This is a genomic window from Stenotrophomonas sp. (assembly GCF_050737075.1).
In the GTDB taxonomy this organism is placed as follows: Bacteria; Pseudomonadota; Gammaproteobacteria; order Xanthomonadales; family Xanthomonadaceae; genus Stenotrophomonas.
In genome coordinates, this window is the sequence record NZ_JBOHXV010000019.1 from 16,637 (window position 1) to 39,609 (window position 22,973).

The following is a 22,973-nucleotide window of genomic DNA, read 5'->3' on the forward strand; positions in this document are numbered from 1 at the left end:
ATGACCATTCTGAACCGCCCGCTGTCCTGGATCGCCGTTGGCGCCCTGGCCCTGACCAGCCTGCCCGCGATGGCGCTGGAGCCGTTTACCGCGCAGTACCAGGCCAACTACATGGGCGTGCAGGCACCGGGCACCATGACGCTGGCCAAGGCCGACGGCAACACCTGGAAGTACAGCCTGGACGTGCGCAGCCCGATGGCCGCGCTGAGCCAGAACACGGTGTTCGACGAAACCGGCGGTGGCCTGCGCCCCCTCAGCAGCAAGGACAGCTCGGCGCTGCTGGTCAAGAAGCGCAACGTACAGGCCAACTACGACTGGACGAAGAACCAGGCCACCTGGACCGGCGACATCAAGCCTGACCGTGCCGGCCCGGTCGCGCTGAAGGCCGGTGACATGGATGCGCTGCTGATCAACCTGGCGATCGCACGCGATCTGGCCGCCGGCAAGCCGCTGAAGTACCGCATGGTCGACGAAGGCCGCATCAAGCAGCTCGGCTACAAGGTGGAAGGCAAGGAAAGCGTCACCGTGGGCGGCAAGTCCTACGACGCCACCAAGGTCTCGCGCGTGGACGGCAAGAAGGAGCAGATCGTCTGGATCGTGAAGGACTTCCCGGTGCCGGTGCGCCTGCTGCAGCGCGAGGACGGCAGGGACGCACTGGACCTGACGATCAAGTCGTTCAAATAAGGCATTGCGTGCCCACCAACGGTGGGCACCTACCGGTGACGCGACCGGCAGGTATCGACCGTTGGTCGATACGCTCAAAAAAAACGCCCGCATCTGCGGGCGTTTTTTATTTCGCGGGCGTTTCTGCCTGGAACACCGTCTTGCAGTCCACGCGGATCTGCTCGCCGGTCTTGCGCCAGTAGAACGCGCTGCAATGGCGGTTGCCTTCCTCGGTCTTGGTCACGCCCACGGCGTAGAACGATTGCAGCACCTCGCTGCGGCTCACCGTGCCGTCGCCGTTCCAGTCCATGTCCTGCTGTTCCAGGCCCTGGGTGATGGCGATGCCGGCATACCAGGCGTAGCCCAGCCACCCCAGCACCACCAGCACCAGGATCAGCAGCGCCTTGCGGCGACGGGTGAACTGCCCGCGCAGGATCATGCCGCGACGCGCCGGATGGTGGCGCCCAGCGACGACAGCTTCTCTTCGATGTTCTCGTAGCCGCGGTCGAGGTGGTAGATGCGGTCGATGGTGGTATCGCCATCGGCCATCAGCCCGGCCAGGATCAGCGACGCCGATGCACGCAGGTCGGTCGCCATCACCGGTGCGCCGCTCAGCTGTTCGGCGCCACGCACGATCGCCGTGTGGCCTTCCACCTGGATGTCCGCGCCGAGGCGCAGCAGTTCGTTGACGTGCATGAAACGGTTTTCGAAGATCGTTTCATTGATCACGCCCACGCCATCGGCCACGCAGTTGAGCGCCATGAACTGCGCCTGCATGTCGGTGGGGAACGCCGGGTACGGCGCGGTGGTCAGGTTGACCGCACGCGGGCGCTTGCCCTGCATGTCCAGCGTGATGCTGTCCTCGGTGGTCTCGATCTTCGCACCGGCCTCGACCAGCTTGGACAGCACCGCGTCCATGGTGTTCGGGCGCGCGCGGTTGACCGTGACCTTGCCACCGGTCATCGCCGCGGCCACCAGGAAGGTGCCGGTTTCGATGCGGTCGGGCAGCACTTCATGGCGGCCACCGGACAGGCGCTCAACGCCTTCGATCACCAGGCGGGCGGTGCCCAGGCCTTCGATCTTCGCGCCCAGTGCGATCAGGCAATGCGCCAGGTCGGTGACTTCCGGCTCCATCGCCGCGTTGTCCAGCACGGTGGTGCCTTCGGCCAGCACGGCCGCCATCAGCACATTCTCGGTGCCGGTCACGCTGACCATGTCGAAGGTGAAGTGCGCGCCCTTCAGGCGCTTGGCATGGGCCTTGATGAAGCCGTTCTCCACCACGATCTCCGCACCGAGGGCCTGCAGGCCCTTGATGTGCTGGTCGACCGGGCGCGAGCCGATCGCGCAGCCGCCGGGCAGCGACACTTCGGCCGCGCCGAAGCGGGCCAGCAGCGGGCCCAGCACCAGGATCGAGGCACGCATGGTGCGCACCAGCTCATAGGGGGCCACGTGCTGGTTGACCGGACGCGGATCGACCACGATCGCGCTGCCGCGCGACAGGGTGCCCTGGTCGATGGTGACCTTGGCGCCCAGCTCGCTGAGCAGCTTCACCGTGGTCACCACGTCGTGCAGGTGCGGCACATTGGTGATTTCCACCGGCGCATCGGCCAGCAGGGTCGCGCACAGGATGGGGAGGACGGCGTTCTTGGCGCCGGAAATGTTCACTTCACCGTGCAGCGGCTTGCCGCCGGTCACTACGATCTTGGCCATGGAGTCCAGGAAAATAAGAAGAAAAGGGTAGAACTCAACCAGCTTCCGCCGGCGTAACAGTCTTGAGCGCCAGCGCATGAATCGCCCCGCCCATCAGCTCGCCCAGCGTGGCATACACCATGCGGTGGCGCGCCAGCGGCAGCTTGCCGGCAAAGGCGTCACAGACCACGGTGGCCTCGAAATGCACGCCGTCATCGCCCTGCACGTCCGCGCGGGCGCCCGGCAGGCCGGTTTCGATCAGATTGCGGATGGTCTCGGCGTCCAACGGGCTTTCCTAATAAAATGAGCGCTCATTCTACTCTTCCGCGTGGCGCCCGCATGACTGTATCGCCCCTGCCCCCCCAACCCGCCGACCCCGCAGCACTGGTCGCCAGCGGCCGCCGCGTGTTCGAGATCGAGCGCGACGCACTGGCGGCGGTCGCCGAACGCCTGGGCGCCGACTTCAGCCGGGCCTGCCAGCTGGTGCTGGAAAGCCAGGGCCGGGTGGTGGCCACCGGCATGGGCAAGTCCGGCCATGTGGCGCGCAAGATCGCCGCCACGCTGGCCTCTACCGGTACCCCGGCGTTCTTCGTGCACCCCGGCGAGGCCGGGCACGGCGACCTGGGCATGATCACCGAGGCCGACGTGGTGCTGGCGCTGTCCTACTCCGGTGAATCGGACGAGGTGCTGATGCTGCTGCCGGTGTTCAAGCGCCAGGGCAACCGGCTGATCGCCATGACCGGCCGCCCGGGCTCCACCCTGGCCCAGGCCGCCGACGTGCACCTGGACGTAAGCGTGCCGGCCGAGGCCTGCCCGCTGGCCCTGGCCCCCACCTCCAGCACCACCGCCTCACTGGCGATGGGCGACGCGCTGGCCGTGGCCCTGCTGGACGCACGCGGCTTCACCGCCGACGACTTCGCCCGCTCGCACCCGGCCGGCAGCCTCGGCCGCCGCCTGCTGCTGCACATCACCGACGTGATGCACAGCGGCGACGAGCTGCCCCAGGTGGGCGAAGACGCCAGCCTGAGCGAGGCGCTGGTGGAAATGAGCCGCAAGCGCCTGGGCATGACTGCCGTGGTGGACGCCGGGCAGCGCCTGATCGGCCTGTTCACCGACGGCGACCTGCGCCGCGCGCTGGACAGCGACCTGGACGTGCGCAGCGCGCGGATCGTCGATGTGATGACCCGCCAGCCGCGCACCATCGGCGCCGACCAGCTGGCCGTGGAGGCCGCGCGGGTGATGGAAACCCAGAAAATCAACGGCCTGATCGTGGTCGATGGCGAGGGCCGCGCGGTCGGCGCCCTCAACATTCATGACCTGTTGCGGGCCCGGGTGGTTTAAACCACAGTGACCCTCCTCCATTCAGCCGACTACCGCTCCTGATGCCCTACTCCCCGCTGCCCGGATTCCCGTCCCACCTGCATGCCGTCGCCGGCCGCATCCGGCTGGCCTGCTTCGACGTGGACGGCACGCTCACCGATGGTCGGCTCTACTACGACCGGGACGGCAACGAGAGCAAGGCGTATTACGTGCAGGACGGACTCGGCCTGAAACTGCTGCAACACCATGGCATCCACCCCGTGCTGATCACCGCGCGCAACAGCCTGTCGGCACAGAAGCGCGGCGCGGACCTGGGCATCGACACCCAGATCGCGGTCGGCGACAAGCTGGCCAGCGTGCGCGCCCTGTGTGAACAGCACGGGATCGGCCTCGACCAGGTGGCGTTCATGGGCGACGACCTGCCCGACCTGGCGCCGCTGTGCGCGGTTGGTCTGGCGGTCGCCCCGGCCAACGCGCACCCGTGGATCGCCGAACGCGTGCATTGGCAGACCCGCGCCGATGGCGGCCGCGGCGCCGCGCGTGAACTGTGCGACGTGCTGCTGGCCGCGCAGGGCCACGTGGACGCGGTGCTGGCGAGGTTCGGCGCATGAGCTGGCGCAACGCTCTGGGTGGGCTGCTCCTGGTGGCCGCATTGCTCAGCGGCTGGTCGCTGCTGCGCCACCGCGACAAGGCACCGGTCGCCGCGGGCGACGATGCCAGCAAGGATTACGTGCTGCACGATTTCCAGATCATCGCGCTGGACGAGCAGGGCCGCGAATCGACCACCCTGCGCGCGCCGCTGCTGGAACGCACCCGCAGCGACGAGACGATGACCATTCAGACCCCGTTGTTCCTGCTGCCCGACCGCGACGGCAACCATTGGGAGCTGCGCAGCGACACGGGCTGGGTCAGCGCCACCGGCGACAAGCTGCGCCTGACCGGCAACGTCAGCGGCGACAGCCCGCGCGTGCCGAGCATTCCACCCACCACCTTCCGTACCGAGCAGATGGATGTGTTCCCGAAGGAGAACCGGGCCACCTCCGACGGGTTGGTGACGATGACCCGGCCGGGCATGGTGCAGTCCGGTGTCGGCTTCGCGCTGAATTCCAGCGACAAGACCTACCAGTTCCTGAGCCAGGTCAAGAGCCGCTATACCCCACGTCAATGATCCGCCCCCCCCCATTCCAACGACGGCACTGGCCGTTCCCCCGCATCTGGCAGGAAAGCCCCACGTCATGAAGATCCTCTACGCCGCCGCATTCGCCCTGAGCCTGCTGGCTCCCGCCGTCGCCGTGCAGGCGAAGACCTCCGACCGCAACCAGGAAATGACCATCGACGCAGGCGCGCAGGCCGGTTCACTGGTCGGTGACGGCGTCACCACGCTGTCCGGCGGCGTGGTCATCACCCAGGGCACCCTCGACCTGCGTTCGGCCCAGGCCGACATCCACATGAAGGATGGCCAGGCGGTGCGCGCGGTGTTCACCGGCAAGCAGGCCAAGATGAAGCAGCAGTTGGACGACGGCACCTGGATGGAAGCCCAGGCCGACAAGATCGACTACGACATCATCAAGGAAATCGTCGTGCTCACCGGCAATTACACGGTCAAGAGCGCCCAGGGCACCAACTCCGGCGGCACGATGACCTACAACACCGCCACCGGCCAGATGAACAGTGGCGGCGATGGCCAGCGCGTGCGCACCGTCATTCCGCCCAAGAACAAGGGCGCCGCTCCGGCGGCCGCGCCGGCGGCCACCAAGACCACCGTCCCCACCGCCGGGAGCAAGAAGTAATGCTCGTCGCCAAAGGCCTGCGCAAGCGCTACAAGCAGCGCGAAGTGGTCAAGGAATTCGGCCTGACCCTGGACGCCGGCGAAGTGGTGGGCCTGCTCGGCCCCAACGGCGCCGGCAAGACCACCTGCTTCTACATGATCGTGGGTCTGGTCGAAGCCGACGCCGGCAGCATCGTGCTGGACGGCAAGGACATCACTGCCGACCCGATGTACACCCGCGCCAAGCAGGGCGTCGGCTACCTGCCGCAGGAACCGTCGGTGTTCCGCAAGCTGACCGTGGCCGACAACCTGCGCCTGGTGCTGGAACTGCGCGAAGACCTGGACAAGGACGGCCGCGAGAAGGAGCTGAATTCGCTGCTGGACGAACTGCAGATCAACCATGTGGCCGACCAGCTGGGCGCCAGCCTGTCCGGCGGCGAGCGCCGCCGCTGCGAAATCGCCCGCGCGCTGGCCGCCAAGCCGCGCCTGATCCTGCTCGATGAGCCCTTCGCCGGCGTCGACCCGATCTCGGTCGGCGAGATCCAGCGCATCGTCACCCACCTCAAGCAGCGTGGCATCGGCGTGCTGATCACCGACCACAATGTGCGCGAAACCTTGGGAATCTGCGACCGCGCGTATATCCTCAACGAAGGCAGCGTGCTGGCGCAGGGGGCACCAGACGCGATCCTGGAAAACGCAGACGTCCGCCGCGTGTACCTTGGAGAGACCTTCAAGCTCTGACCGCCGGCCGCTGCAGCGCCTTCCCTCCGTTCGGCACAGGCATGAAAGCACGGCTGCAGACATCGCTGGGACAACAACTGGTCATGACGCCGCAGCTGCGTCAGGCCATCAAGCTGTTGCAGATGTCCAGCGCCGAACTGGAGCTGGAAATCGCCGAGGCCGTGGAAACCAATCCACTGCTGGACTGGGCCGAAAACGCCGAGCCCACGCTGGATGCCGCGCCCGGCGCCGATGAGCGCCCGCCAGAAGTGGCCGAACGCGACAACGGCGGCGACAGCGATGCCCCGCCGACCGGTGCCGATGACTGGGCACCCGGCGAAGGCGACTGGAGCAGCGGCAGCAGCGGCGGCTCGTTCGATGATGACGACAACGGCACGGCCGCCGAGCGCGTGGCCGAGACCGAGAGCCTGGCCGACCACCTGCTGTGGCAGCTGCACCTGTCGCACCTGTCCACCCGCGACCGCAACATCGGCGCGGCGCTGATCGACGCCTTCGAAGACGATGGCTACCTGCGCGAACCGCTGTCGGCCATCGCCGAGACGCTGCTTCCGGCCATTCATGCCGATGAAGCCGAAATCCTCACCGTGCTCCACCAGATCCAGCGCTTCGACCCGATCGGCGTAGGCGCGCGCAGCCTGGGCGAATGCCTGCAGCTGCAGCTGGACGTACTGGACCCGGAGACCCCGGGCCTGGCACTGGCCCGTCGCATCGCCGACGGCCCGCTGGAGCGCCTGCCGCGCAGTGGCGTGAACGGCCTGGCCCATGAGCTGCGCGAGCCGGTGGCCGCGGTGGAAACGGCCGTGCAGCTGCTGCGCACGCTGGACCCGCGCCCGGGCACCCAGATCGGCGAACTGGCCCACGACAGCTATGTGGTGCCCGACTGCGTGGTCTGGCGCCAGAACGGCACCTGGCGCGCCGCCCTGGCCGGGCATGCCGGCCCCCGGGTCGTGATTCACCGCGGCTATGAGCAGATGATCCGCCGCTGTGGCGAAAGCGACGCCGGCTACCTGCGTGCGCACCTGCAGGAGGCCCGCTGGCTGCTCAAGGGCCTGGAGGCGCGCGGCGAGACCCTGCTGCGGGTGATGCGCTGCCTGCTGCAGCAGCAGGCCGCCTTCCTGGAGTTCGGCGAGCAGGCCCTGCGCCCGCTCACCCTGCGCGAGGTGGCGGGCGAGCTGGGCCTGCACGAATCGACCATTTCCCGCGCCATTGCCCGCAAGTACGTGCGCACCCCGCGCGGCACGCTGGCGCTGCGCGCCTTCTTCGCCTCGGGGATCGACACCGACAGCGGCGGCGAGGCCTCCAGCACCGCCATCCAGGCCATGATCCGGCGCCTGATCGACGACGAGAACCCGCGCAAGCCGCTTTCTGACGCCAAGCTGGCTGACCTGCTCAAGACCTCGGGAATACCGGTGGCGCGACGCACCGTGGCGAAGTATCGTGAGGCCATGAACATTTCCGCCTCGCACGAACGAGTACGCATCGCCTGACGCTCCACCGCGCCGGGCGGGAAGGTTCATTGGCACATCCGAAGAGGAGAAGCACCGATGGAAATTCAGACGTATGGCAACAACGTGGAAGTCACCCCCGCCCTGCAGAGCTACGTGGAGGAGAAGGTTGGCCGGGTCGGCAAACACTTCGACCAGCACTGCCAGATCCGGGTGACGCTCAAGCTGGACAAGACCCAGCATCACGTGGACGCCGACGTGACCCTCGCCGGAAAAGCGCTTCATGCAAAGGCCGACGGCCAGACCATGTATGCCGCCATCGACATCCTGGCTGACAAGCTCGACCAGCTGGTGATCAAGCACAAGGAGAAAAAGCACCTGCATGCCCCGGTTCCGGCTCCCTTGGGTGACAATGGCGCCTGACGCCCCCGCTCCCCCCTTTCCATGCCTTTGACTGATCTACTGGCGGCCGTGCGCACCCAGGTGCTGCCGGCCGCCGATCGCGACAGTGTGCTCAAGGCGGCCGCCCGGCTGCTGGCCTGCCGCGAAGCCAATGCCGACCTGCTGTACCAGAACCTGTGCGAACGCGAGACGCTGGGCAGTACCGCCATCGGCCACGGCATCGCCATCCCCCACGGCCGCGCGCCGCTGCTGGAACGCCCCCGCGGCGCCCTCCTGCGGCTGGAGACGCCGGTGGACTTCGGCGGCGACGAACCGGTGGACCTGGTGTTCGCCATCGCCGTGCCCAGCCACTACACCCATCAACACCTGATGCTGCTGTCCGAGCTGGCCGAGCTGTTTTCCGAGCCGGCCATCCGCCAGGCGCTGCGCGAAGCGCGCGACGGCGCGGCACTGCGCCAGGTGATCGAATTCCCCCCGCCGGCGAGCGCCGCATGAATACCAGCATCACCGCGCGTGAACTGTTCGAACAGCAACGCGACCGGCTCGGCCTGCGCTGGGTCGCCGGCCAGAAGGGCGAGCGCCGCGAGCTGGAAGCCGGCAACACCGTGTCGCGGCGCCCGTCGCTGGCCGGTTACCTGAATGCGATCTACCCCAACAAGGTGCAGATCCTGGGCACCGAGGAGCTGTCCTGGCTGGACTCGCTGGACTCGCGCCAGCGTTGGGAAACCATCGAACGCATCATGCTGTCGCACCCGCTGGCGCTGGTCATCACCCGCAACCAGCCCTGCCCGGAAGACCTGCGCGCAGCCGCCGACGAATCACAGACGCCGCTGTGGATCTCGCCCAAGCGCGGCCACGAGCTGCTCAACCACCTGTCCTATCACCTGGCGCGCACGCTGGCGCCGCGGGTGATCCTGCATGGCGTGTTCATGGAGATCTACTCCATCGGCGTGCTGATCACCGGCGAGGCCGGGTCGGGCAAGAGCGAGCTGGCGCTGGAACTGCTTAGTCGCGGCCATCGCCTGGTGGCCGACGACGCCCCCGAATTCACCCAGATCGCCCCCGATGTGCTCGACGGCACCTGCCCCGAACTGCTGCAGGACCTGCTGGAAGTGCGCGGGCTGGGCGTGCTCAACGTGCGCGAGATGTTCGGTGACACGGCGGTAAAGAAGAACAAGTACCTTCGGCTCATCGTGCACCTGACCAAGCCCATGACCGAACCCACCCCACACGGCTACGAACGCCTCACCGGCGATTCCGGCACCCGCCACGTGCTGGACCTGGACGTGCCGCTGATCACCCTGCCGGTGATGCCCGGCCGCAACCTGTCGGTGTTGACCGAGGCGGCCACCCGGCTGCACATCCTGCGCACCAAGGGCATCGACCCGGCGGCGATGTTCATTGCCCGCCACAGCAATCTGTTGGAACGCCGTACCCCATGAACACTCCTGCCCCCGTACCGACCGCCGCCACCCTGATCATCGTCAGCGGGCTGTCCGGCTCCGGCAAGACGGTCGCCCTGAAGACCTTCGAGGACCTGGACTACTACTGTTCGGACAACCTGCCGATCAACCTGCTGCCGGACTTCGTGCGCAGCCTGCTGGCCGGCCACGATGCCGACGCGCCGCGCCGCCTGGCGGTGGGCATCGACGTACGTGGCCAGAGCGACCTCAGCCAGCTCTCGCACTGGCGCGAGGATGCCAATGCCGCCGGACTGGACGCACAGCTGCTGTTCTTCGATGCCACCGATGAAGCCCTGCTCAAGCGTTACGCCGACACCCGCCGCCGCCACCCGCTGAGCCAGCTGGGGCTGTCGCTGCCCGAGGCGATCGCCCGCGAACGCGAGCTGACCGCCCCGCTGCGCCGCGCCGCCGATGCGGTGATCGACACCACCACGCTCAACGTGCACCAGCTGCGCCGCAAGGTGGTGACCGAGTTCGCACTGAGCCACGGCAACAAGCTCTCGCTGCTGTTCGAATCGTTCGCGTACAAGCGCGGCGTGCCGGCCGAGGCCGACTTCGTGTTCGACGCGCGCGTGCTGCCCAACCCGCACTGGGACCCGGAACTGCGGCCGATGTCCGGTCGCGAGGCGGGCGTGCGCGACTATCTGGATGCCCAGCCGGACGTGCAGCGCTATGCCGCCCAGCTGGTCGACTTCCTGGACACCTGGCTGCCACGGCTCGGTAACGACACCCGCAGCTACGTCACCGTGGCCTTCGGCTGCACCGGCGGCAAGCACCGCTCGGTGTACCTGGCCGAGCGTCTGGCCCGGCACGCGCGCGACCAGGGCTGGCCGGAAGTGGCCACGTTCCACCGAGAACTGGATTAGCCCAGCAGATGTGGTCAACGGACCAACGGTCCGTTGCTACCGTGGTGTATCCCCAATTCATGTTGGGATGTTAACGTTCGACAATGACCTGTGGCATTCTCCTTGTAACTCATCCCGGCGTAGGCACGTCCCTGCTGGACGTAACGACCCGGCTGCTGCGGCACCTGCCGCTGAAGACCGAAGCTTTCGAAGTACCGTTCGACGCAGACATGGATGCCCTGCTCCCGCTCGCCTCGGCCGCTCTGCGGCGGGTCGACAGCGGTGAGGGCGTGCTGATCCTGACCGACCTGTATGGCGCCAGCCCGAGCAATCTGGCAGCGCAGCTGGCCCGCCTGGGCACCCCGGCACGCCGGGTCTCGGCGCTGAGCCTGCCGATGTTGTTGCGAGTGATGAATTATCCGGAACAGGGACTGGATCAACTGCCCGCCACTGCGGCGGCGGGCACTCGCAATGGAGCGATTGTCGACGATGCTTGAACGTGAACTCACCGTATCCAACCGCCTGGGCCTGCATGCCCGCGCCACTGCAAAGCTGGTGCAGGTGCTGGCGCCCTTCCGCTGCAACGTGACCATGGCCGCCAAGGGCCGCGAGATCAACGCCAAGAGCATCATGGGCGTCATGCTGCTGGCCGCCGGCCAGGGCACGCCGGTCACCGTGCGCATCGAGGGTGAAGACGAAGCGGCGGCCATGGACGCCGTGGTCTCCCTCTTCGAGCGGCGCTTCGACGAGGACAGCTGAGCATGCCGGGGCTGCCGTCGCGATCGGGCTCCAGCGCACCGGCACGAACCGCGTCCGGCGCGCTGCTGCTGACCGGCCACGGCGCCTCGCGCGGCAACGCGCTCGGCCGGGCGCGGGTGCGCCTGCCGCATGCACTGGACGTGGCCGAACAACGGATTCCCCCGGCCAAGATCGAGGCCGAACTGCAACGGCTGCACGAGGCCGTCGACGCGGCCCGCGCGGAAATGCACGACCTGCGCCTGCGCCTGCACGGCGCGCTGAACCAGGAAGTGGGCGAATTCCTCGACCTGCACGCGCTGCTGCTGGACGACCCGGAACTGCTGTTCGGCCTGGATGAGCTGATCCGCAGCGGCCCATACAGCGCCGGCTACGCGCTGCGCGTGCAGCGCGACCGCCTGGCCAAGGTCTTCGACGGCATGGACGATGCCTACCTGAAGAGCCGCATGGACGACCTGGACCATGTGATCGGGCGCATCCACGCATTCCTGCAGAAGCGCCCGCCGGACGTGAAGGGGCTGGCCGGGGAAATCCTGGTCTGCGACAACATCGCGCCGTCCGAACTGGCCCAGCTGCAGGCCCACGGCGTGGTCGGCATCGTCACCGCCGCCGGCAGCGCGCTGTCGCACAGCGCGATCCTGGCGCGCAGCCTGCACCTGCCGCTGATCGTCAACATTCCCAACCTGCTGCAGAAGATCGCCGACGGCGACGTGCTGGGCATCGACGGCAGCACGGGCCAGATCACTGTCAACCCGCTGCCGCCGGACCTGCGTGATTACCGCGCGCGGCTGCGCGACCAGGCCCGCGAGCAGCGCGAGCTGGGCCGGCTGCGCAGCAAGCCCAGCCGCACCCGCGACAACGTCGACATCGCGCTGTTGGCCAACGCCGAATCGCGCGAAGACGTGACCGAGGCGCATGCGCTGGGCGCGCACGGGCTGGGCCTGTACCGCACCGAATTCCTGTTCCTGCAGCGCGACGAACTACCCGACGAGCAGGAACAGTTCGAAACCTACCGCGACGCCGCGCTCGGCATGAGCGGGCGGCCGGTGACCATCCGCACCCTCGACCTGGGCGCAGACAAGGCCGACCGCACCGGGCTCACCCTGAGCAACGAGGAAAACCCGGCGCTGGGCCTGCGTGGCGTGCGCCTGTCGCTGGCGCGGCCGAAGGTGGCCGATACCCAGCTGCGCGCGATCCTGCGTGCCTCGGCGTACGGCAAGCTGCGCATCCTGCTGCCGATGGTGAGCACCCGCGAAGAACTGCTGGCGGTGCGCCGGCGCTTGAACAAGCAGGCCGAACTGCTGCGCGCCGACGGCCACGAAGTTGCCGAGAACATCCCCTTCGGGGCGATGATCGAAGTGCCGGCTGCGGCGATCGCGCTGGAGAGCTTCATCGATCTGGTCGACTTCCTGTCGATCGGCACCAACGACCTGGTCCAGTACCTGCTCGCCGCCGACCGCAACAACGAGGCGGTGGGCGAGCTGTACTCGCCGCTGCACCCGGCGGTGCTGCGCCTGCTGGCGCACATCCTGCGCACCGGCCGCGAATACGACGTACCGGTCGCGGTGTGCGGTGAAATCGCCGGCGACCCGCGCATGACCCGCCTGCTGCTGGCGCTCGGCCTGACCGAGTTCAGCCTGCACCCGGGCACGCTGCTGGAAGTACGCCGCGCGGTGCGCGACAGCGACCTGTCCGCACTGCAGGCGGCCGCACCGAAGCTGCTGGCCGCACGCGACCGGCGCGGCATCGAGCGTTGGATCGACAGCAATCAATAACCATCTGTCATCCATCCAAGCGATAATGACGCGGTGACCACCCCCTCTGCCGCATCCTGTCCGGGATAGCGGCCTTTTTTCTTTTTGCCGCGGGAGCTGTGCATGGCCGAAGCCGTACGCCACGACAAGACGGCGCGCCAGTTGCGACTGTTGTCCGACGCACTGGACAGCGGGCGGCTGGGTCCGGTGCGCCGCCTGGTCAACACGCTGGCGCCGGCCGAGATCGGCAACCTGCTCGAATCGCTGCCGCCGGGCAAGCGCGAAGTGGTGTGGGGGCTGGTCGACCCGGAAGACGACGGTGAGGTGCTGGTCCACGTCGGCGAGGAAGTGCGCGAAAGCCTGCTGGCCGACATGGACCCGGACGAAATCATCGCCGCGGTCGAAGACCTGGACATCGATGACCTTGCCGACCTGGTCGAAGACCTGCCGGACACGGTCATCGACGAAGTGCTCAAGTCGATGGACCGCGAGAACCGCGAGCGGCTCGAGCAGGTGCTGTCCTACCCGGAAGACACCGCCGGCCGCCTGATGAACCCGGACGTGGTGACCGTGCGCGCCGACGTCAACGTCGACGTGGTGCTGCGCTACCTGCGCCTGCGCGGCGAACTGCCCGACCACACCGACCACCTGTTCGTGGTCAGCCGCCGCCACCAGTACCTGGGCCGGCTGTCGCTGGCATCGCTGGTGACGCACGAAGACAACACCCCGATCAACCGGCTGATCGACGATGAGCAGCCGGCCATCGACGTGGGCGAGAACGCCGACGAAGTGGCCCGGCAGTTCTCCGATCATGACTGGGTCTCCGCCCCGGTGGTGGACGACAACAACATCCTGCTCGGCCGCATCACCATCGATGACGTGGTCGATATCATCCGTTCGCAGGCCGAGCACCAGGCGCTGGGCGCCGCCGGTCTGGACGAGGAAGAAGATCTGTTCTCGCCGATCAAGCGCGCCGTGCGCGGTCGCGTGGTGTGGCTGGGCATCAACCTGTGCACCGCGTTCCTGGCCGCCACCGTGATCGGCCAGTTCGAGCTGACCCTGCAGAAGGTGGTCGCGCTGGCGGTGCTGATGCCCATCGTGGCCGGCGTCGGCGGCAACGCGGCCGTGCAGGTGCTGACCCTGATGGTGCGCGGTATCGCGCTGGGCCAGGTGGGCCAGAGCAACGCGCGCATCCTGCTGTGGAAGGAATCGCGGGTGGCGTTGATCAACGGCACGATGATCGGCACGGTGGTGGGCATCATCGCCTTCATCTGGTTCCGCAGCTACCTGCTTTCGCTGGTCATCGCCCTGGCCCTGATCATCAATTTCTGCGCGGCCGCGTTGGCCGGCGTGCTGCTGCCGCTGATGCTCAAGCGCATGAACATCGACCCGGCCGTGGCCGGCACGGTGGTGGTCACGGCGGTCACCGATGTCATCGGCTTCTTCAGCTTCCTTGGCCTTGCTACCCTGATCCTGCTGCACTGACCCGGTAACCACGACATGGCGCTGACCCTCGACAACTACTTCATCGCCGGCTGGCGCGAGCAGGTGCATACCTGCCCCGCCTGCGAGTGGCAGGGCACCTCGCGCCAGATGAGCATGGAACTGCACGAAGACGAGGCGGAGTTCGACTGCCCGCAGTGCGAGAACCCGATCCTGCTGGTGCTCCACCCCAGCCTGGCGCAGATGCAGGCCGCGGCCGCCGAGGGCCACCCCGAGGCGATCGAACACCTGGCCATCCTGGCCTCGGCACCCCGCCCGGACTGATGCACTGCAAGATGCCGCGCGTCGCATGGCGGCCTAGACTGAAAACGATTCCAATCGAGGACAGGCCATGGCACGGCAGCGGATGCGGGGGTGGTGGGTGGTGCTGGCGGTCCTCTCCATGAGCGGATGTGCGTCGACCCCTGCGGCCGACACGGGGCAGTTCGTCAAACGCACGGTCACCGTCGACGGGCGCCAATCGCGTTACCAGGTGTTCGTGCCGCGCGATGCGCAGGCGCAGCGTGGTGCGCTGCCGGTGGTGTTGTTCCTGCACGGCTCCGGCGAGCGCGGCAGCGACGGCAGGCAACAGACCCATGCAGGCTTGGGACCGTACCTGCGCGAGCATGCCCGCGACTTCCCGGCGCTGGTGGTATTGCCGCAGGCGCCGAAGGACGAGGAGTGGTCGGGGATCAACAACCGCATCGCGCTGGCCGCGCTGGATGCCACTGTTGCCGAGTTCGGCGCCGATCCCACGCGCCAGTACCTGACCGGCATGTCGATGGGAGGGTATGGCAGCTGGAACATCGCGCTGGACAACCCCACCCGCTTCGCCGCCATCGTCCCGGTATGCGGCGCGGTGCTGGCACCGCACGCGGTGCGCGCCTCGTTGTTCGTGGAATCGGTGGCGGCCGAGGCCGATCCGTATGCCGCCATCGCGGCGCGGTTGAACGCCACGCCGATCTGGATGTTCCATGGCGCGCAGGACGATGTGGTGCTGCCGGAAGACGACCGCCGGCTCAAGGCCGCGTTCGACCAGGCCGGCGCGAAGGATGTGCGTTACACCGAATATCCGGAGGGTAACCACAACGCGTGGGACGCTACCTATGCGGATGCGGCGATGTGGGAGTGGCTGTTCACGCAGAGGCGGTAGCTCACCCCAACAACGTCTCCAGCACCGCCATGCGCACGGCCACGCCGTTGGCGACCTGGCGCAGCACCCACGACTGCGGGCCGTCGGCCACCTCATCGGTGACCTCCACGCCGCGGTTGATCGGGCCCGGGTGCAGCACGGCCGCATCCTGACCAGCACGCTTCAGGCGTTCGGCGGTGAGCCCGTACTGGGCGTGGTACTGCTCGATCGAGGGCACCAGCCCCTCTTCCATGCGCTCGCGCTGCAGGCGCAGCATCATCAGCGCGTCGGCACCTTCCAGCATCGCGTCGAAATCATGGCCGACGACGCAGCCCTTCAGCGTCTCATCGTCCGGCAGCAACGACTGCGGGCCACACACGCGGATCTCGCCCACGCCCAGCGTGCGCAATGCATGCAGGTCGGTGCGGGCCACGCGCGAGTGCTTCACGTCGCCGACGATCACCACCTTCATCTTCGAAAAATCACTGCCCTTGGCCTGGCGCAGGGTGAGCATGTCGAGCAGGCCCTGGGTCGGGTGCGCGCTGCGGCCATCGCCGGCATTGATCAGCGCCGTCCCTTCGCCCGCCACGGCAGCCAGTTCGGCCACCGCGCCATCGTCCGGGTGACGCACGACGAAGCCGCGCACGCCCATCGCCTCGAGATTCTTCAGCGTGTCGCACGCCGTTTCGCCCTTGCGCGCCGAGGACGTGGACGCATCGAAGTTGAGCACGTCCGCGCCCAGCCGCTGGGCGGCCAGCTGGAACGAACTGCGGGTACGGGTGGACGGCTCGAAGAACAGCGTGCACACCGCCGAACCACCCAGCACATGGCGCTTGTTGCCGACCCGGCCGACCGCGGCGTCGCGGATCTGGCCGGCGCGGTCGAGCAGCGCCAGCAGGGTTTCGCGGGGCAGACCCTCCAGGGTCAGCAGGTGGCGCAGGCGTCCGTCGGAATCGAGTTGCGAGGCAGTCATGGGCAGGGTCTGAGGGTCAGGAAACGGGAGTGGCGTCGTCGGGCGAGGACAACCAGCGCTCGATGATCACCGCCGCGGCCACCGCATCCAGGGTGGCCGCGTCGCGGCGACGCTTGCGGCCTTCGGCGCGTTCGACCGCGAACCGGCGTGCCGCTTCGACCGAGCTGGAGCGCTCGTCGATCAGCACCACCGGCAGCTTGAAACGTTCCCGCAGCTGGCGGGCAAAGCCCTGCGCGCGCTTGCGGTTGGGCTGGTCCTGGCCGTCCAGGGTGAGCGGGTCGCCCACCACCAGCCCGTCCGGACGCCATTCCTTGATGAGGCGTTCGACCGCCATCCAGTCCGGACCCGCGCTGTGCACGTCCACGACGGCGATGGCGCGGGCATGGGTGCCGAACGAACTGCCGATTGCCACGCCGATCCGGCGCGAGCCCACGTCGAAGCCCAGCACCGTGCCGTCGCGACGTATGCCGCCGGGATGGGCATTGACGGGCAGGGGCGTGGTCGGCTCAGACATTGCCGCTGTAATCGGTCAGGCGGAACAGATCCACGCCGATGCGCGAGGCCGCACCCTGCCAACGCTGTTCCAGCGGCGTGGCGAACAGCAGGTCGGCATCGGCCGGCACCGTCAGCCAGCTGTTCTCGGCGATCTCGTTTTCCAGTTGGCCTTCGCTCCAGCCCGCGCAGCCCAGCGTGACCAGCGCGTTGCGCGGGCCCTCGCCGCGCGCCATGGCTTCCAGAATGTCGCGCGAGGTGGTCAGGAACACCCCCTCCCCGACCTGCATGCTGGACTCCCAGCTACGCGCATCGTCGTGGATCACAAAGCCTCGCTCCGGGTGCACCGGGCCGCCATTGAGCACGATCTGGCCCCGCAGTTCAGGGTCGTCGGCCTGGATCTCCATCTGGGCCAACACATCGCCCAGGGTGTATTCCGACGGCTGGTTGACCAGTACCCCCATGGCACCGCTGGCATCGTGCTGACAGACCAGCGCCACGCTGCGTGCGAACGTGGGATCGGTCAGCGACGGCAGCGCGACCAGCAGGTGATGGGCAAGGGAAGTGGACAGCTCGGACATGGGCACATTCTAACCGCTGGGCATCGGCACGGGCGTGAGCCCTCGGCTACGATGCCCGCACCCAAGCAAGGATGCGCATGATGAATCACCACCCGCCCCTCCCCCTGGCCTCGCGCAGCACCATCGTATTGATCGCGCTGCTGCAGGGCCTGATGCTGTACACCGCGCAGGAAGCCGCCGACAGCTGGCCGTTCAACCACATCTGCGGGCGCTATTGCTGGTACAGCTGGGTACTGACCATTCCCACCGCGGTGGCGCTGACGCTGGTGGAGCTGCGCGATCGTCGGCTGTGGCTGCACGCGGTAGTGGGCTCGGCGGTGGTGTTGGCGCTGGCCACCTGGATCGGCTGGAACCTGGGCGGCGGCGCCACCGGGCTGAACGATGAAGTGCTGCTGTGGCCCTTCTCGATCAGCATGGCGATTGCGGTGTTCGTCACCCTGCCGTGGTGGCAGTTCCGGCTGCAGCACGGCCATTGGCGCGCCAGCTACGACGCCTTGTTCGAACGCGCCTGGCAGAACGGGCTGACCCTGGCGCTGGCCGTGGCCTTCACCGGTTTGACCTGGCTGCTGCTGTGGCTGTGGTCGGCGCTGTTCCAGCTGGTGGACGTGCGCTTCTTCCGTGATCTGTTCCGCGAAGATGCCTTCATCGCGCTGGCCACCGGCTCGCTGTTCGGCTTCGGCGTGCTGATCGGCCGCACCCAGCACCGGGCCATCCAGGTGACGCGGCAGGTGCTGTTCGCCATCTGCCGCGGCCTGCTGCCGCTGCTGTCCTTCATCGCCGTGCTGTTCGTACTCAGCCTGCCCTTCACCGGGCTGGACGCGCTGTGGCGCACGCGTTCAGCCACGGCCCTGTTGTTGACCGTCTCGCTGCTGCTGGTGGCGTTCGTCAATGCGGTGTACCAGCACGACAGCGAGCGGGCGCCCTACCCGCTCTGGCTGCGCCGCCTGGTGGATGCCAGCCTGCTGGCCTTGCCGGTGTATGCCGGGCTTGCGCTGTACGCCCTCGGCCTGCGCATCGCACAGTACGGCTGGACCCTGGAACGCTTCTGGGGCGTGCTGGTGGTGCTGCTGGTCTGCGGTTACGCGCTGGGGTATGCACAGGCGGTATTGCGTCGGCGCGGTCGTTGGCTGCAGCCGGTTGAAACGGTCAACCGCTGGATGTGCTGGACGGTGCTGGGTGCGGCCCTGCTGGCCAACTCGCCTGTGCTGGATGGCGTGCGTATCAGCGTGGCCAGCCAGACGGCGCGACTGCAGGCGACGGCACCCGCCATCCGTACCAAGGACGTCCTGGCCCTGCGCTTCGAACTGGGGCGGCGCGGCGTGGAGGCACTGCGTGAACTGCAGCGCGACCCACGCGTCAGCAGCGATGCGCGTGCGGCGAAGGTCGTCGTCGCGGTGCTGGCGCAGGAAGCGCGCTGGAGCAGCAACGGCCTGGATGACATCGACGACGGCATCCGCGACCTCGGCGCCCTGCGTCGCCAGGTCAGCGTGCCCGGCAGCCTGCCGGCACCGGACGCAGACTGGTGGCAGGCACTGCTGGACCGCAAGCTCCACACTGCGGAATGCCTTGAGCTGGGCGCGAAGTGCGTCGCCCTGCGTCGCGACCTGGACGGAGACGGCGTCGATGACATCCTGCTGTGCCGGGTGCGCGAGCGCATGGCGCCGAGTTGCAGCCTGCATACCCGCGAAAATGGCCTCTGGCAGGATGCCGGAACGCTGACGTTCTACCGCGACCGTTATGGGGATGACGCCAAGGCCAGCACGGACGCACTGCTCGCCGGGCAGATCGAACTCTCCCGTTCGCGCTGGCCCCGCATCGCGCTTCCCGGTGGCAGCGCGCAGAATGTCGACGAACCCGCCCGCAAGGAGCAGCCATGAGCGGCTACTGCCTCATCGCCCCCGGCCACCCGGTCCATGGGCACTACCACGACCACGAATACGGTTTCCCGCAGCGCGAGGAGCCGGAGCTGTTCGAGCGGCTGGTACTGGAAATCAACCAGGCGGGGCTCAGCTGGGAGACCATCCTGAAGAAGCGCGCGGGCTTCCGCGCCGCCTATGACCAGTTCGACGTGGACACCGTGGCGGCCTACGGCGAGCGGGATGTGGAACGGCTGCTCAATGACGCCGGCATCATCCGCAACCGGCTCAAGGTGCACGCGGCGATCCACAACGCGCAGGTCATCCAACAGCTGCGGGCGAGCCATGGCAGCTTCGCCGGCTGGCTGGATGCGCACCACCCGCGCGACAAGGCCGACTGGGTGAAGCTGTTCAAGAAGACCTTCCGCTTCACCGGCGGTGAGATCACCGGCGAGTTCCTGATGAGCCTGGGCTATCTGCCGGGGGCGCATGCAACCGATTGCCCGGTCTACAAGCGCCTGGCGAAAATCAAACCGCCGTGGATGGTAAAACCGCGCTGAAGGCGGGCCTCACACGCCCATGTAACGCCCCGGCCGGTGGTTGAACATCAGCACCAGGCTGAGCACCACCGCGCCGATGGCCGAATACATCACCTTGTCCGGCGAGAGCACGAAGAACGCCACGCCCATCAGCAGCGTGTCGAACGACATCTGTACCTTGCCGGCACTCCAGCCACGGGTGCGCTGCAGGTACACCGCCAGAATGCCGATGCCACCCAGACTGGCGCGGTGGCGGATGTAGAACAAAATGCCCAGCCCCGCCAGCGCGCCACCGACCAGCGCCGAGTACAGCGAGCTCATGTGCGCGAAGTCGGCCCAGCGCGGCAGCAGATCTGTGAGCAGCCCGCAGGCAGTCACGGCGGCAAAGGTCTTCAGGGTGAATTCCCAGCCCATGCGCCGCACCGCCACCCAGTAGAACGGCAGGTTGACCAGCACGAACACCAGGCCGAAGTTCCAGCCAAACGCGTAGTGCGCCAGGAACGCCAGCCCGGCCATGCCGCCGATCATCAGGCCGCCCTTGGCGAAGATCGCCAGGCCCAGCGAGGCCACCAGGGTGGCCAGGATCATGCCCTGCACGTCTTCGGCAACCGAGTGGCGCAGCGCTTTTTCATCGGCCACGGTGCCGGCGCTGTCCGGTGGCGGGGTCAGCGGACCGGCGGTGACCAGATGGCCGTCGGCGTCGTCGCACGGCGCGGAGCCATGGGATTCAAGGGACATGGGGGGTGGGGCCAGACACGTGGGGAGCGGTATTAGACACGATCGGCGTGACAGTTGCAGGTGAAATCGATTCATCCCGCAACGTTTGCCGCGTTCAACCTGCCCGGTCCTTCATGTGATGGGCCACCAGCGCATTGGCATGCCCGTGCCCCAGGCCGTGCTGTTGCTTGAGGAAGGTCACCAGCGCCATGTGGGTGAGACCGCCTTGGGTGGCCAATAGGGCCAACCAATGACCTACAGGCTGCCCATAGGTCTTCTCGATTGAGGGGAAGTACGACGCAGGGCCTTTGACGGGGGTGGTGTCGCTCATGACCTGTTCCTCTGGGTGGGTTCAGTCATTACGACGTTTGACCGGGCATGGAATCGACAGGCGTGACCACCAACGGTGGCCACCTACCGCCCCAGCCGGTAGCGCACGACCGTTGGTCGTGCGCTCGCCCTCAGCGCGTGACCTGCTTCTGCCGCTCGGCGTTGTAACGGTCGCCCACGATGGCGATGCCGTCCAGCGCCGCCGCGATCTGCTGCAGGTCGGCCTCGCCCAGCACCAGATCCACCGCGCCCAGGTTTTCCTCCAGGCGATGCAGCTTGGTGGTACCGGGAATCGGCACGATCCACGGCTTGCGCGAGAGCAGCCAGGCCAGTGAAACCTGGGCCGGGGTCGCCTGGCGGGCGCTGGCGATCGCGCCAATGGCATCCACCAGCGCCTGGTTGGCGCGGCGCGCCTCCACCGCGAAGCGCGGCAGCGTGCTGCGGAAGTCAGTGGCGGCAAACTCGGTGTCGGCCGTGATCGCGCCGGTCAGGAAGCCGCGGCCCAGCGGGCTGAACGGCACAAAGCCGATGCCCAGCTCTTCCAGTACCGGCAGCACGGTCTGCTCCGGCTCGCGCCACCACAGGGAGTATTCGCTCTGCAGCGCCGCCACCGGCTGCACCGCGTGGGCGCGGCGGATGCTGTCCTCGCCGGCCTCGGACAGGCCGAAATACTTGACCTTGCCCTCGGCGATCAGGTCCTTGACGGCGCCGGCCACCTCTTCGATCGGCACGTTCGGGTCGACCCGGTGCTGGTAGAACAGGTCGATGCGGTCGGTCTTCAGCCGCTGCAGGCTGGCCTCGCAGACGGCGCGGATGTTCTCCGGCCGGCTGTCCAGCCCGGCATCGGCGTTTGCCCCCTTGAAGCCGAACTTGGTGGCAATGACCAGCTGGTCGCGGTACGGCGCCAGGGCCTGCCCCAGCAGTTCCTCGTTGCGGAACGGGCCGTAGACCTCGGCGGTGTCGAAGAAGGTCACGCCGCGTTCGACCGCCGCGTGCAACAGGGCGATGCCGGCGCTCACATCAGGGGCGGTGCCGTAGGCGTGGCTCAGGCCCATGCAGCCCAGCCCAAGCGCGGAAACGCGCAGGCCGCTGTTGCCAAGAATTCGTGTCTGCATGTGGTGCTCCTTCCGGCGGGGGCCGGGTGGTGGATGGGGGCGGCACCGGGCTGCTGCCCGATGCGACCCCGCCACGATACGCCCGCCGTTGGCGGCGATTGCATAGCGCCGCACGCTGTGGGTAATGAACAAAATTCATTAATCCCATCGAATCAACGCAGGTACCCCTGCCCGATCAGGGCCGCGCCCACCGCGCGTCGTCGGACCCGGGCACTGCCGGCGGCGCCGGCGGCAGCGGAGGCGGCACCGGTACCGGCACCGCCACGGTGGCCTGCGACCACACCGGCTCGGCGACCCGCGCCGTTCCCGTCTTGCGGATGCGGCCGATATCCGCGCGGCGCAGCACGTAGGTGCCGGCCAGCATGTCGCCCAGGCGCTGGCGGGTACCGGACAGCAACACCACCACGCCGGCCGGAATGGCGCCGAACAGCAGCGGATTCACCTCGATCAGGCGCAGCAGGGTGCGCACGATAGCCTGCCACCAGCTGGGTCGCTCGCCGCGGATGTTCACCACCCGGGTTCCGGTCGCCAGCTTCCCCAGCGAGCCACCGTACCGGGTTTCCATCACCGGGAAATAGGCCGCGATCAAGGCCAACGACAGCCAGATGACGACCTCGCCGACGGCCTTGTCCAATGCCACCACGGGGGTGAACAACACCGCCAGCAGCAGCGCGGAGTCGATGATCGTGGCCAGCCATCTCGCGGCGATGATGGAGGAGGTGTAGCCGGCGGCGATCGTGGCCGCGCTGGAGACCGTGTCATCGCTGCCGAAGGCGATGCCTGACATGTCGGGCCCGTTGGACGCGACAGGGCGCGCAGGCGCGCGGTAAGGATCATGCAGTTCCATATGCATTCTCTTCAGTTGCAGTGCTACCGGCGCGGTGCCGGCCCCTTGAAGCACCACCTACGA

The 22,973-nt window shown here is 67.8% G+C and carries 29 protein-coding genes; 19 read left to right on the top strand and 10 right to left on the bottom strand.

Features of this window, described 5'->3' with window-relative positions:
- A complete protein-coding gene (locus ACREPD_RS06830) occupies positions 1-684 on the top strand; it encodes a DUF3108 domain-containing protein (protein ID WP_431598623.1) in 684 nt (227 codons plus the stop codon).
- A 106-nt stretch (positions 685-790) separates the two neighbouring features.
- Here ACREPD_RS06830 and ACREPD_RS06835 read toward each other — a convergent pair whose 3' ends face one another.
- From ACREPD_RS06835 to ACREPD_RS06845, 3 genes are read right to left on the bottom strand one after another with little or no spacing between them, the layout of a single operon-like run.
- Positions 791-1,102 carry an EF-hand domain-containing protein gene (locus ACREPD_RS06835; RefSeq protein ID WP_431598624.1) on the bottom strand — a complete coding sequence of 104 codons (312 nt, stop codon included), beginning with the start codon at positions 1,100-1,102 and terminating at the stop codon, positions 791-793.
- Positions 1,099-2,373 (bottom strand): UDP-N-acetylglucosamine 1-carboxyvinyltransferase, encoded by a 1,275-nt coding sequence (gene murA / locus ACREPD_RS06840; protein ID WP_421568463.1) that lies wholly within the window; start codon positions 2,371-2,373, stop codon positions 1,099-1,101. Before murA ends, ACREPD_RS06835 begins: the two co-directional genes overlap by 4 nt.
- A gap of 34 nt (positions 2,374-2,407) precedes the next feature.
- Positions 2,408-2,638: a BolA family protein gene (locus ACREPD_RS06845; protein ID WP_339445965.1), complete on the bottom strand. Its 231-nt coding sequence runs from the start codon at positions 2,636-2,638 to the stop codon at positions 2,408-2,410.
- A 53-nt stretch (positions 2,639-2,691) separates the two neighbouring features.
- On the opposite strand from ACREPD_RS06845, the gene ACREPD_RS06850 reads away from it, so the two are divergent.
- The 16 genes from ACREPD_RS06850 to ACREPD_RS06925 all read left to right on the top strand — a co-directional run bounded on the left by ACREPD_RS06850 (position 2,692) and on the right by ACREPD_RS06925 (position 15,481).
- Positions 2,692-3,693, top strand: a complete 1,002-nt coding sequence (locus ACREPD_RS06850) for a KpsF/GutQ family sugar-phosphate isomerase (protein WP_431598625.1) — start codon at positions 2,692-2,694, stop codon at positions 3,691-3,693.
- A 41-nt stretch (positions 3,694-3,734) separates the two neighbouring features.
- Complete coding sequence (locus tag ACREPD_RS06855; RefSeq protein ID WP_431598626.1) at positions 3,735-4,283, top strand: KdsC family phosphatase; 549 nt, start codon at positions 3,735-3,737, stop codon at positions 4,281-4,283.
- Complete coding sequence (gene lptC / locus ACREPD_RS06860; protein ID WP_431598627.1) at positions 4,280-4,840, top strand: LPS export ABC transporter periplasmic protein LptC; 561 nt, start codon at positions 4,280-4,282, stop codon at positions 4,838-4,840. The genes ACREPD_RS06855 and lptC overlap by 4 nt, the downstream gene beginning before the upstream one ends.
- A 67-nt stretch (positions 4,841-4,907) precedes the next feature.
- Positions 4,908-5,462: a lipopolysaccharide transport periplasmic protein LptA gene (lptA, locus tag ACREPD_RS06865; protein WP_431598628.1), complete on the top strand. Its 555-nt coding sequence runs from the start codon at positions 4,908-4,910 to the stop codon at positions 5,460-5,462.
- Entirely contained in the window at positions 5,462-6,181 is a 720-nt protein-coding gene (gene lptB, locus ACREPD_RS06870) for an LPS export ABC transporter ATP-binding protein (protein WP_431598629.1), read from the top strand. Before lptA ends, lptB begins: the two co-directional genes overlap by 1 nt.
- 83 nt (positions 6,182-6,264) lie before the next feature.
- On the top strand, positions 6,265-7,668 hold the full coding sequence (locus ACREPD_RS06875; protein WP_431598663.1) for an RNA polymerase factor sigma-54: 1,404 nt from the start codon (positions 6,265-6,267) through the stop codon (positions 7,666-7,668).
- A 57-nt stretch (positions 7,669-7,725) separates the two neighbouring features.
- Entirely contained in the window at positions 7,726-8,049 is a 324-nt protein-coding gene (gene hpf, locus ACREPD_RS06880; RefSeq protein WP_431598630.1) for a ribosome hibernation-promoting factor, HPF/YfiA family, read from the top strand.
- A gap of 21 nt (positions 8,050-8,070) precedes the next feature.
- A complete protein-coding gene (locus ACREPD_RS06885) occupies positions 8,071-8,523 on the top strand; it encodes a PTS sugar transporter subunit IIA (RefSeq protein WP_339445973.1) in 453 nt (150 codons plus the stop codon).
- The gene (gene hprK / locus ACREPD_RS06890; RefSeq protein WP_421568475.1) at positions 8,520-9,470 is read left to right on the top strand and encodes an HPr(Ser) kinase/phosphatase; all 951 of its coding nucleotides are present in this window, start codon (positions 8,520-8,522) and stop codon (positions 9,468-9,470) included. The genes ACREPD_RS06885 and hprK overlap by 4 nt, the downstream gene beginning before the upstream one ends.
- Entirely contained in the window at positions 9,467-10,357 is an 891-nt protein-coding gene (gene rapZ, locus ACREPD_RS06895; protein ID WP_431598631.1) for an RNase adapter RapZ, read from the top strand. The genes hprK and rapZ overlap by 4 nt, the downstream gene beginning before the upstream one ends.
- An 83-nt stretch (positions 10,358-10,440) precedes the next feature.
- Positions 10,441-10,833 carry a PTS sugar transporter subunit IIA gene (locus ACREPD_RS06900; RefSeq protein ID WP_431598632.1) on the top strand — a complete coding sequence of 131 codons (393 nt, stop codon included), beginning with the start codon at positions 10,441-10,443 and terminating at the stop codon, positions 10,831-10,833.
- Positions 10,826-11,095 carry an HPr family phosphocarrier protein gene (locus ACREPD_RS06905; protein ID WP_431598633.1) on the top strand — a complete coding sequence of 90 codons (270 nt, stop codon included), beginning with the start codon at positions 10,826-10,828 and terminating at the stop codon, positions 11,093-11,095. Before ACREPD_RS06900 ends, ACREPD_RS06905 begins: the two co-directional genes overlap by 8 nt.
- A 2-nt stretch (positions 11,096-11,097) precedes the next feature.
- Positions 11,098-12,867, top strand: a complete 1,770-nt coding sequence (gene ptsP, locus ACREPD_RS06910) for a phosphoenolpyruvate--protein phosphotransferase (protein ID WP_431598634.1) — start codon at positions 11,098-11,100, stop codon at positions 12,865-12,867.
- 102 nt (positions 12,868-12,969) lie between these two features.
- A complete protein-coding gene (gene mgtE / locus ACREPD_RS06915; RefSeq protein WP_421568481.1) occupies positions 12,970-14,331 on the top strand; it encodes a magnesium transporter in 1,362 nt (453 codons plus the stop codon).
- Positions 14,332-14,346: 15 nt separating this feature from the next.
- On the top strand, positions 14,347-14,613 hold the full coding sequence (locus ACREPD_RS06920; RefSeq protein ID WP_431598635.1) for a hypothetical protein: 267 nt from the start codon (positions 14,347-14,349) through the stop codon (positions 14,611-14,613).
- Positions 14,614-14,680: 67 nt separating this feature from the next.
- On the top strand, positions 14,681-15,481 hold the full coding sequence (locus ACREPD_RS06925) for a prolyl oligopeptidase family serine peptidase (protein ID WP_431598636.1): 801 nt from the start codon (positions 14,681-14,683) through the stop codon (positions 15,479-15,481).
- Between the two features lies 1 nt (position 15,482).
- On the opposite strand, the gene ACREPD_RS06930 is transcribed toward ACREPD_RS06925, so the two are convergent.
- The 3 genes from ACREPD_RS06930 to ACREPD_RS06940 are packed head-to-tail and all read right to left on the bottom strand — an operon-like array spanning position 15,483 to position 17,506.
- Positions 15,483-16,433: an aspartate carbamoyltransferase catalytic subunit gene (locus ACREPD_RS06930; protein WP_431598637.1), complete on the bottom strand. Its 951-nt coding sequence runs from the start codon at positions 16,431-16,433 to the stop codon at positions 15,483-15,485.
- Between the two features lie 16 nt (positions 16,434-16,449).
- The gene (gene ruvX, locus ACREPD_RS06935; RefSeq protein ID WP_431598638.1) at positions 16,450-16,947 is read right to left on the bottom strand and encodes a Holliday junction resolvase RuvX; all 498 of its coding nucleotides are present in this window, start codon (positions 16,945-16,947) and stop codon (positions 16,450-16,452) included.
- On the bottom strand, positions 16,940-17,506 hold the full coding sequence (locus tag ACREPD_RS06940; protein ID WP_431598639.1) for a YqgE/AlgH family protein: 567 nt from the start codon (positions 17,504-17,506) through the stop codon (positions 16,940-16,942). The genes ruvX and ACREPD_RS06940 overlap by 8 nt, the downstream gene beginning before the upstream one ends.
- 80 nt (positions 17,507-17,586) lie before the next feature.
- Between ACREPD_RS06940 and ACREPD_RS06945 the strand changes: the two genes are divergently transcribed.
- Both ACREPD_RS06945 and ACREPD_RS06950 read left to right on the top strand, forming a co-directional pair.
- Complete coding sequence (locus ACREPD_RS06945) at positions 17,587-19,383, top strand: DUF4153 domain-containing protein (RefSeq protein WP_431598640.1); 1,797 nt, start codon at positions 17,587-17,589, stop codon at positions 19,381-19,383.
- Entirely contained in the window at positions 19,380-19,922 is a 543-nt protein-coding gene (locus ACREPD_RS06950) for a DNA-3-methyladenine glycosylase I (RefSeq protein ID WP_431598641.1), read from the top strand. Before ACREPD_RS06945 ends, ACREPD_RS06950 begins: the two co-directional genes overlap by 4 nt.
- A gap of 9 nt (positions 19,923-19,931) precedes the next feature.
- Here ACREPD_RS06950 and ACREPD_RS06955 read toward each other — a convergent pair whose 3' ends face one another.
- The 4 genes from ACREPD_RS06955 to ACREPD_RS06970 all read right to left on the bottom strand — a co-directional run bounded on the left by ACREPD_RS06955 (position 19,932) and on the right by ACREPD_RS06970 (position 22,850).
- Entirely contained in the window at positions 19,932-20,639 is a 708-nt protein-coding gene (locus ACREPD_RS06955) for a YitT family protein (RefSeq protein ID WP_431598642.1), read from the bottom strand.
- 94 nt (positions 20,640-20,733) lie between these two features.
- Positions 20,734-20,949 (bottom strand): DUF4287 domain-containing protein, encoded by a 216-nt coding sequence (locus ACREPD_RS06960; RefSeq protein ID WP_431598643.1) that lies wholly within the window; start codon positions 20,947-20,949, stop codon positions 20,734-20,736.
- Between the two features lie 130 nt (positions 20,950-21,079).
- Complete coding sequence (locus ACREPD_RS06965; protein ID WP_431598644.1) at positions 21,080-22,063, bottom strand: aldo/keto reductase; 984 nt, start codon at positions 22,061-22,063, stop codon at positions 21,080-21,082.
- 175 nt (positions 22,064-22,238) lie between these two features.
- On the bottom strand, positions 22,239-22,850 hold the full coding sequence (locus tag ACREPD_RS06970) for an RDD family protein (protein ID WP_431598645.1): 612 nt from the start codon (positions 22,848-22,850) through the stop codon (positions 22,239-22,241).
- Between the last annotated feature and the right edge of the window lie 123 nt (positions 22,851-22,973).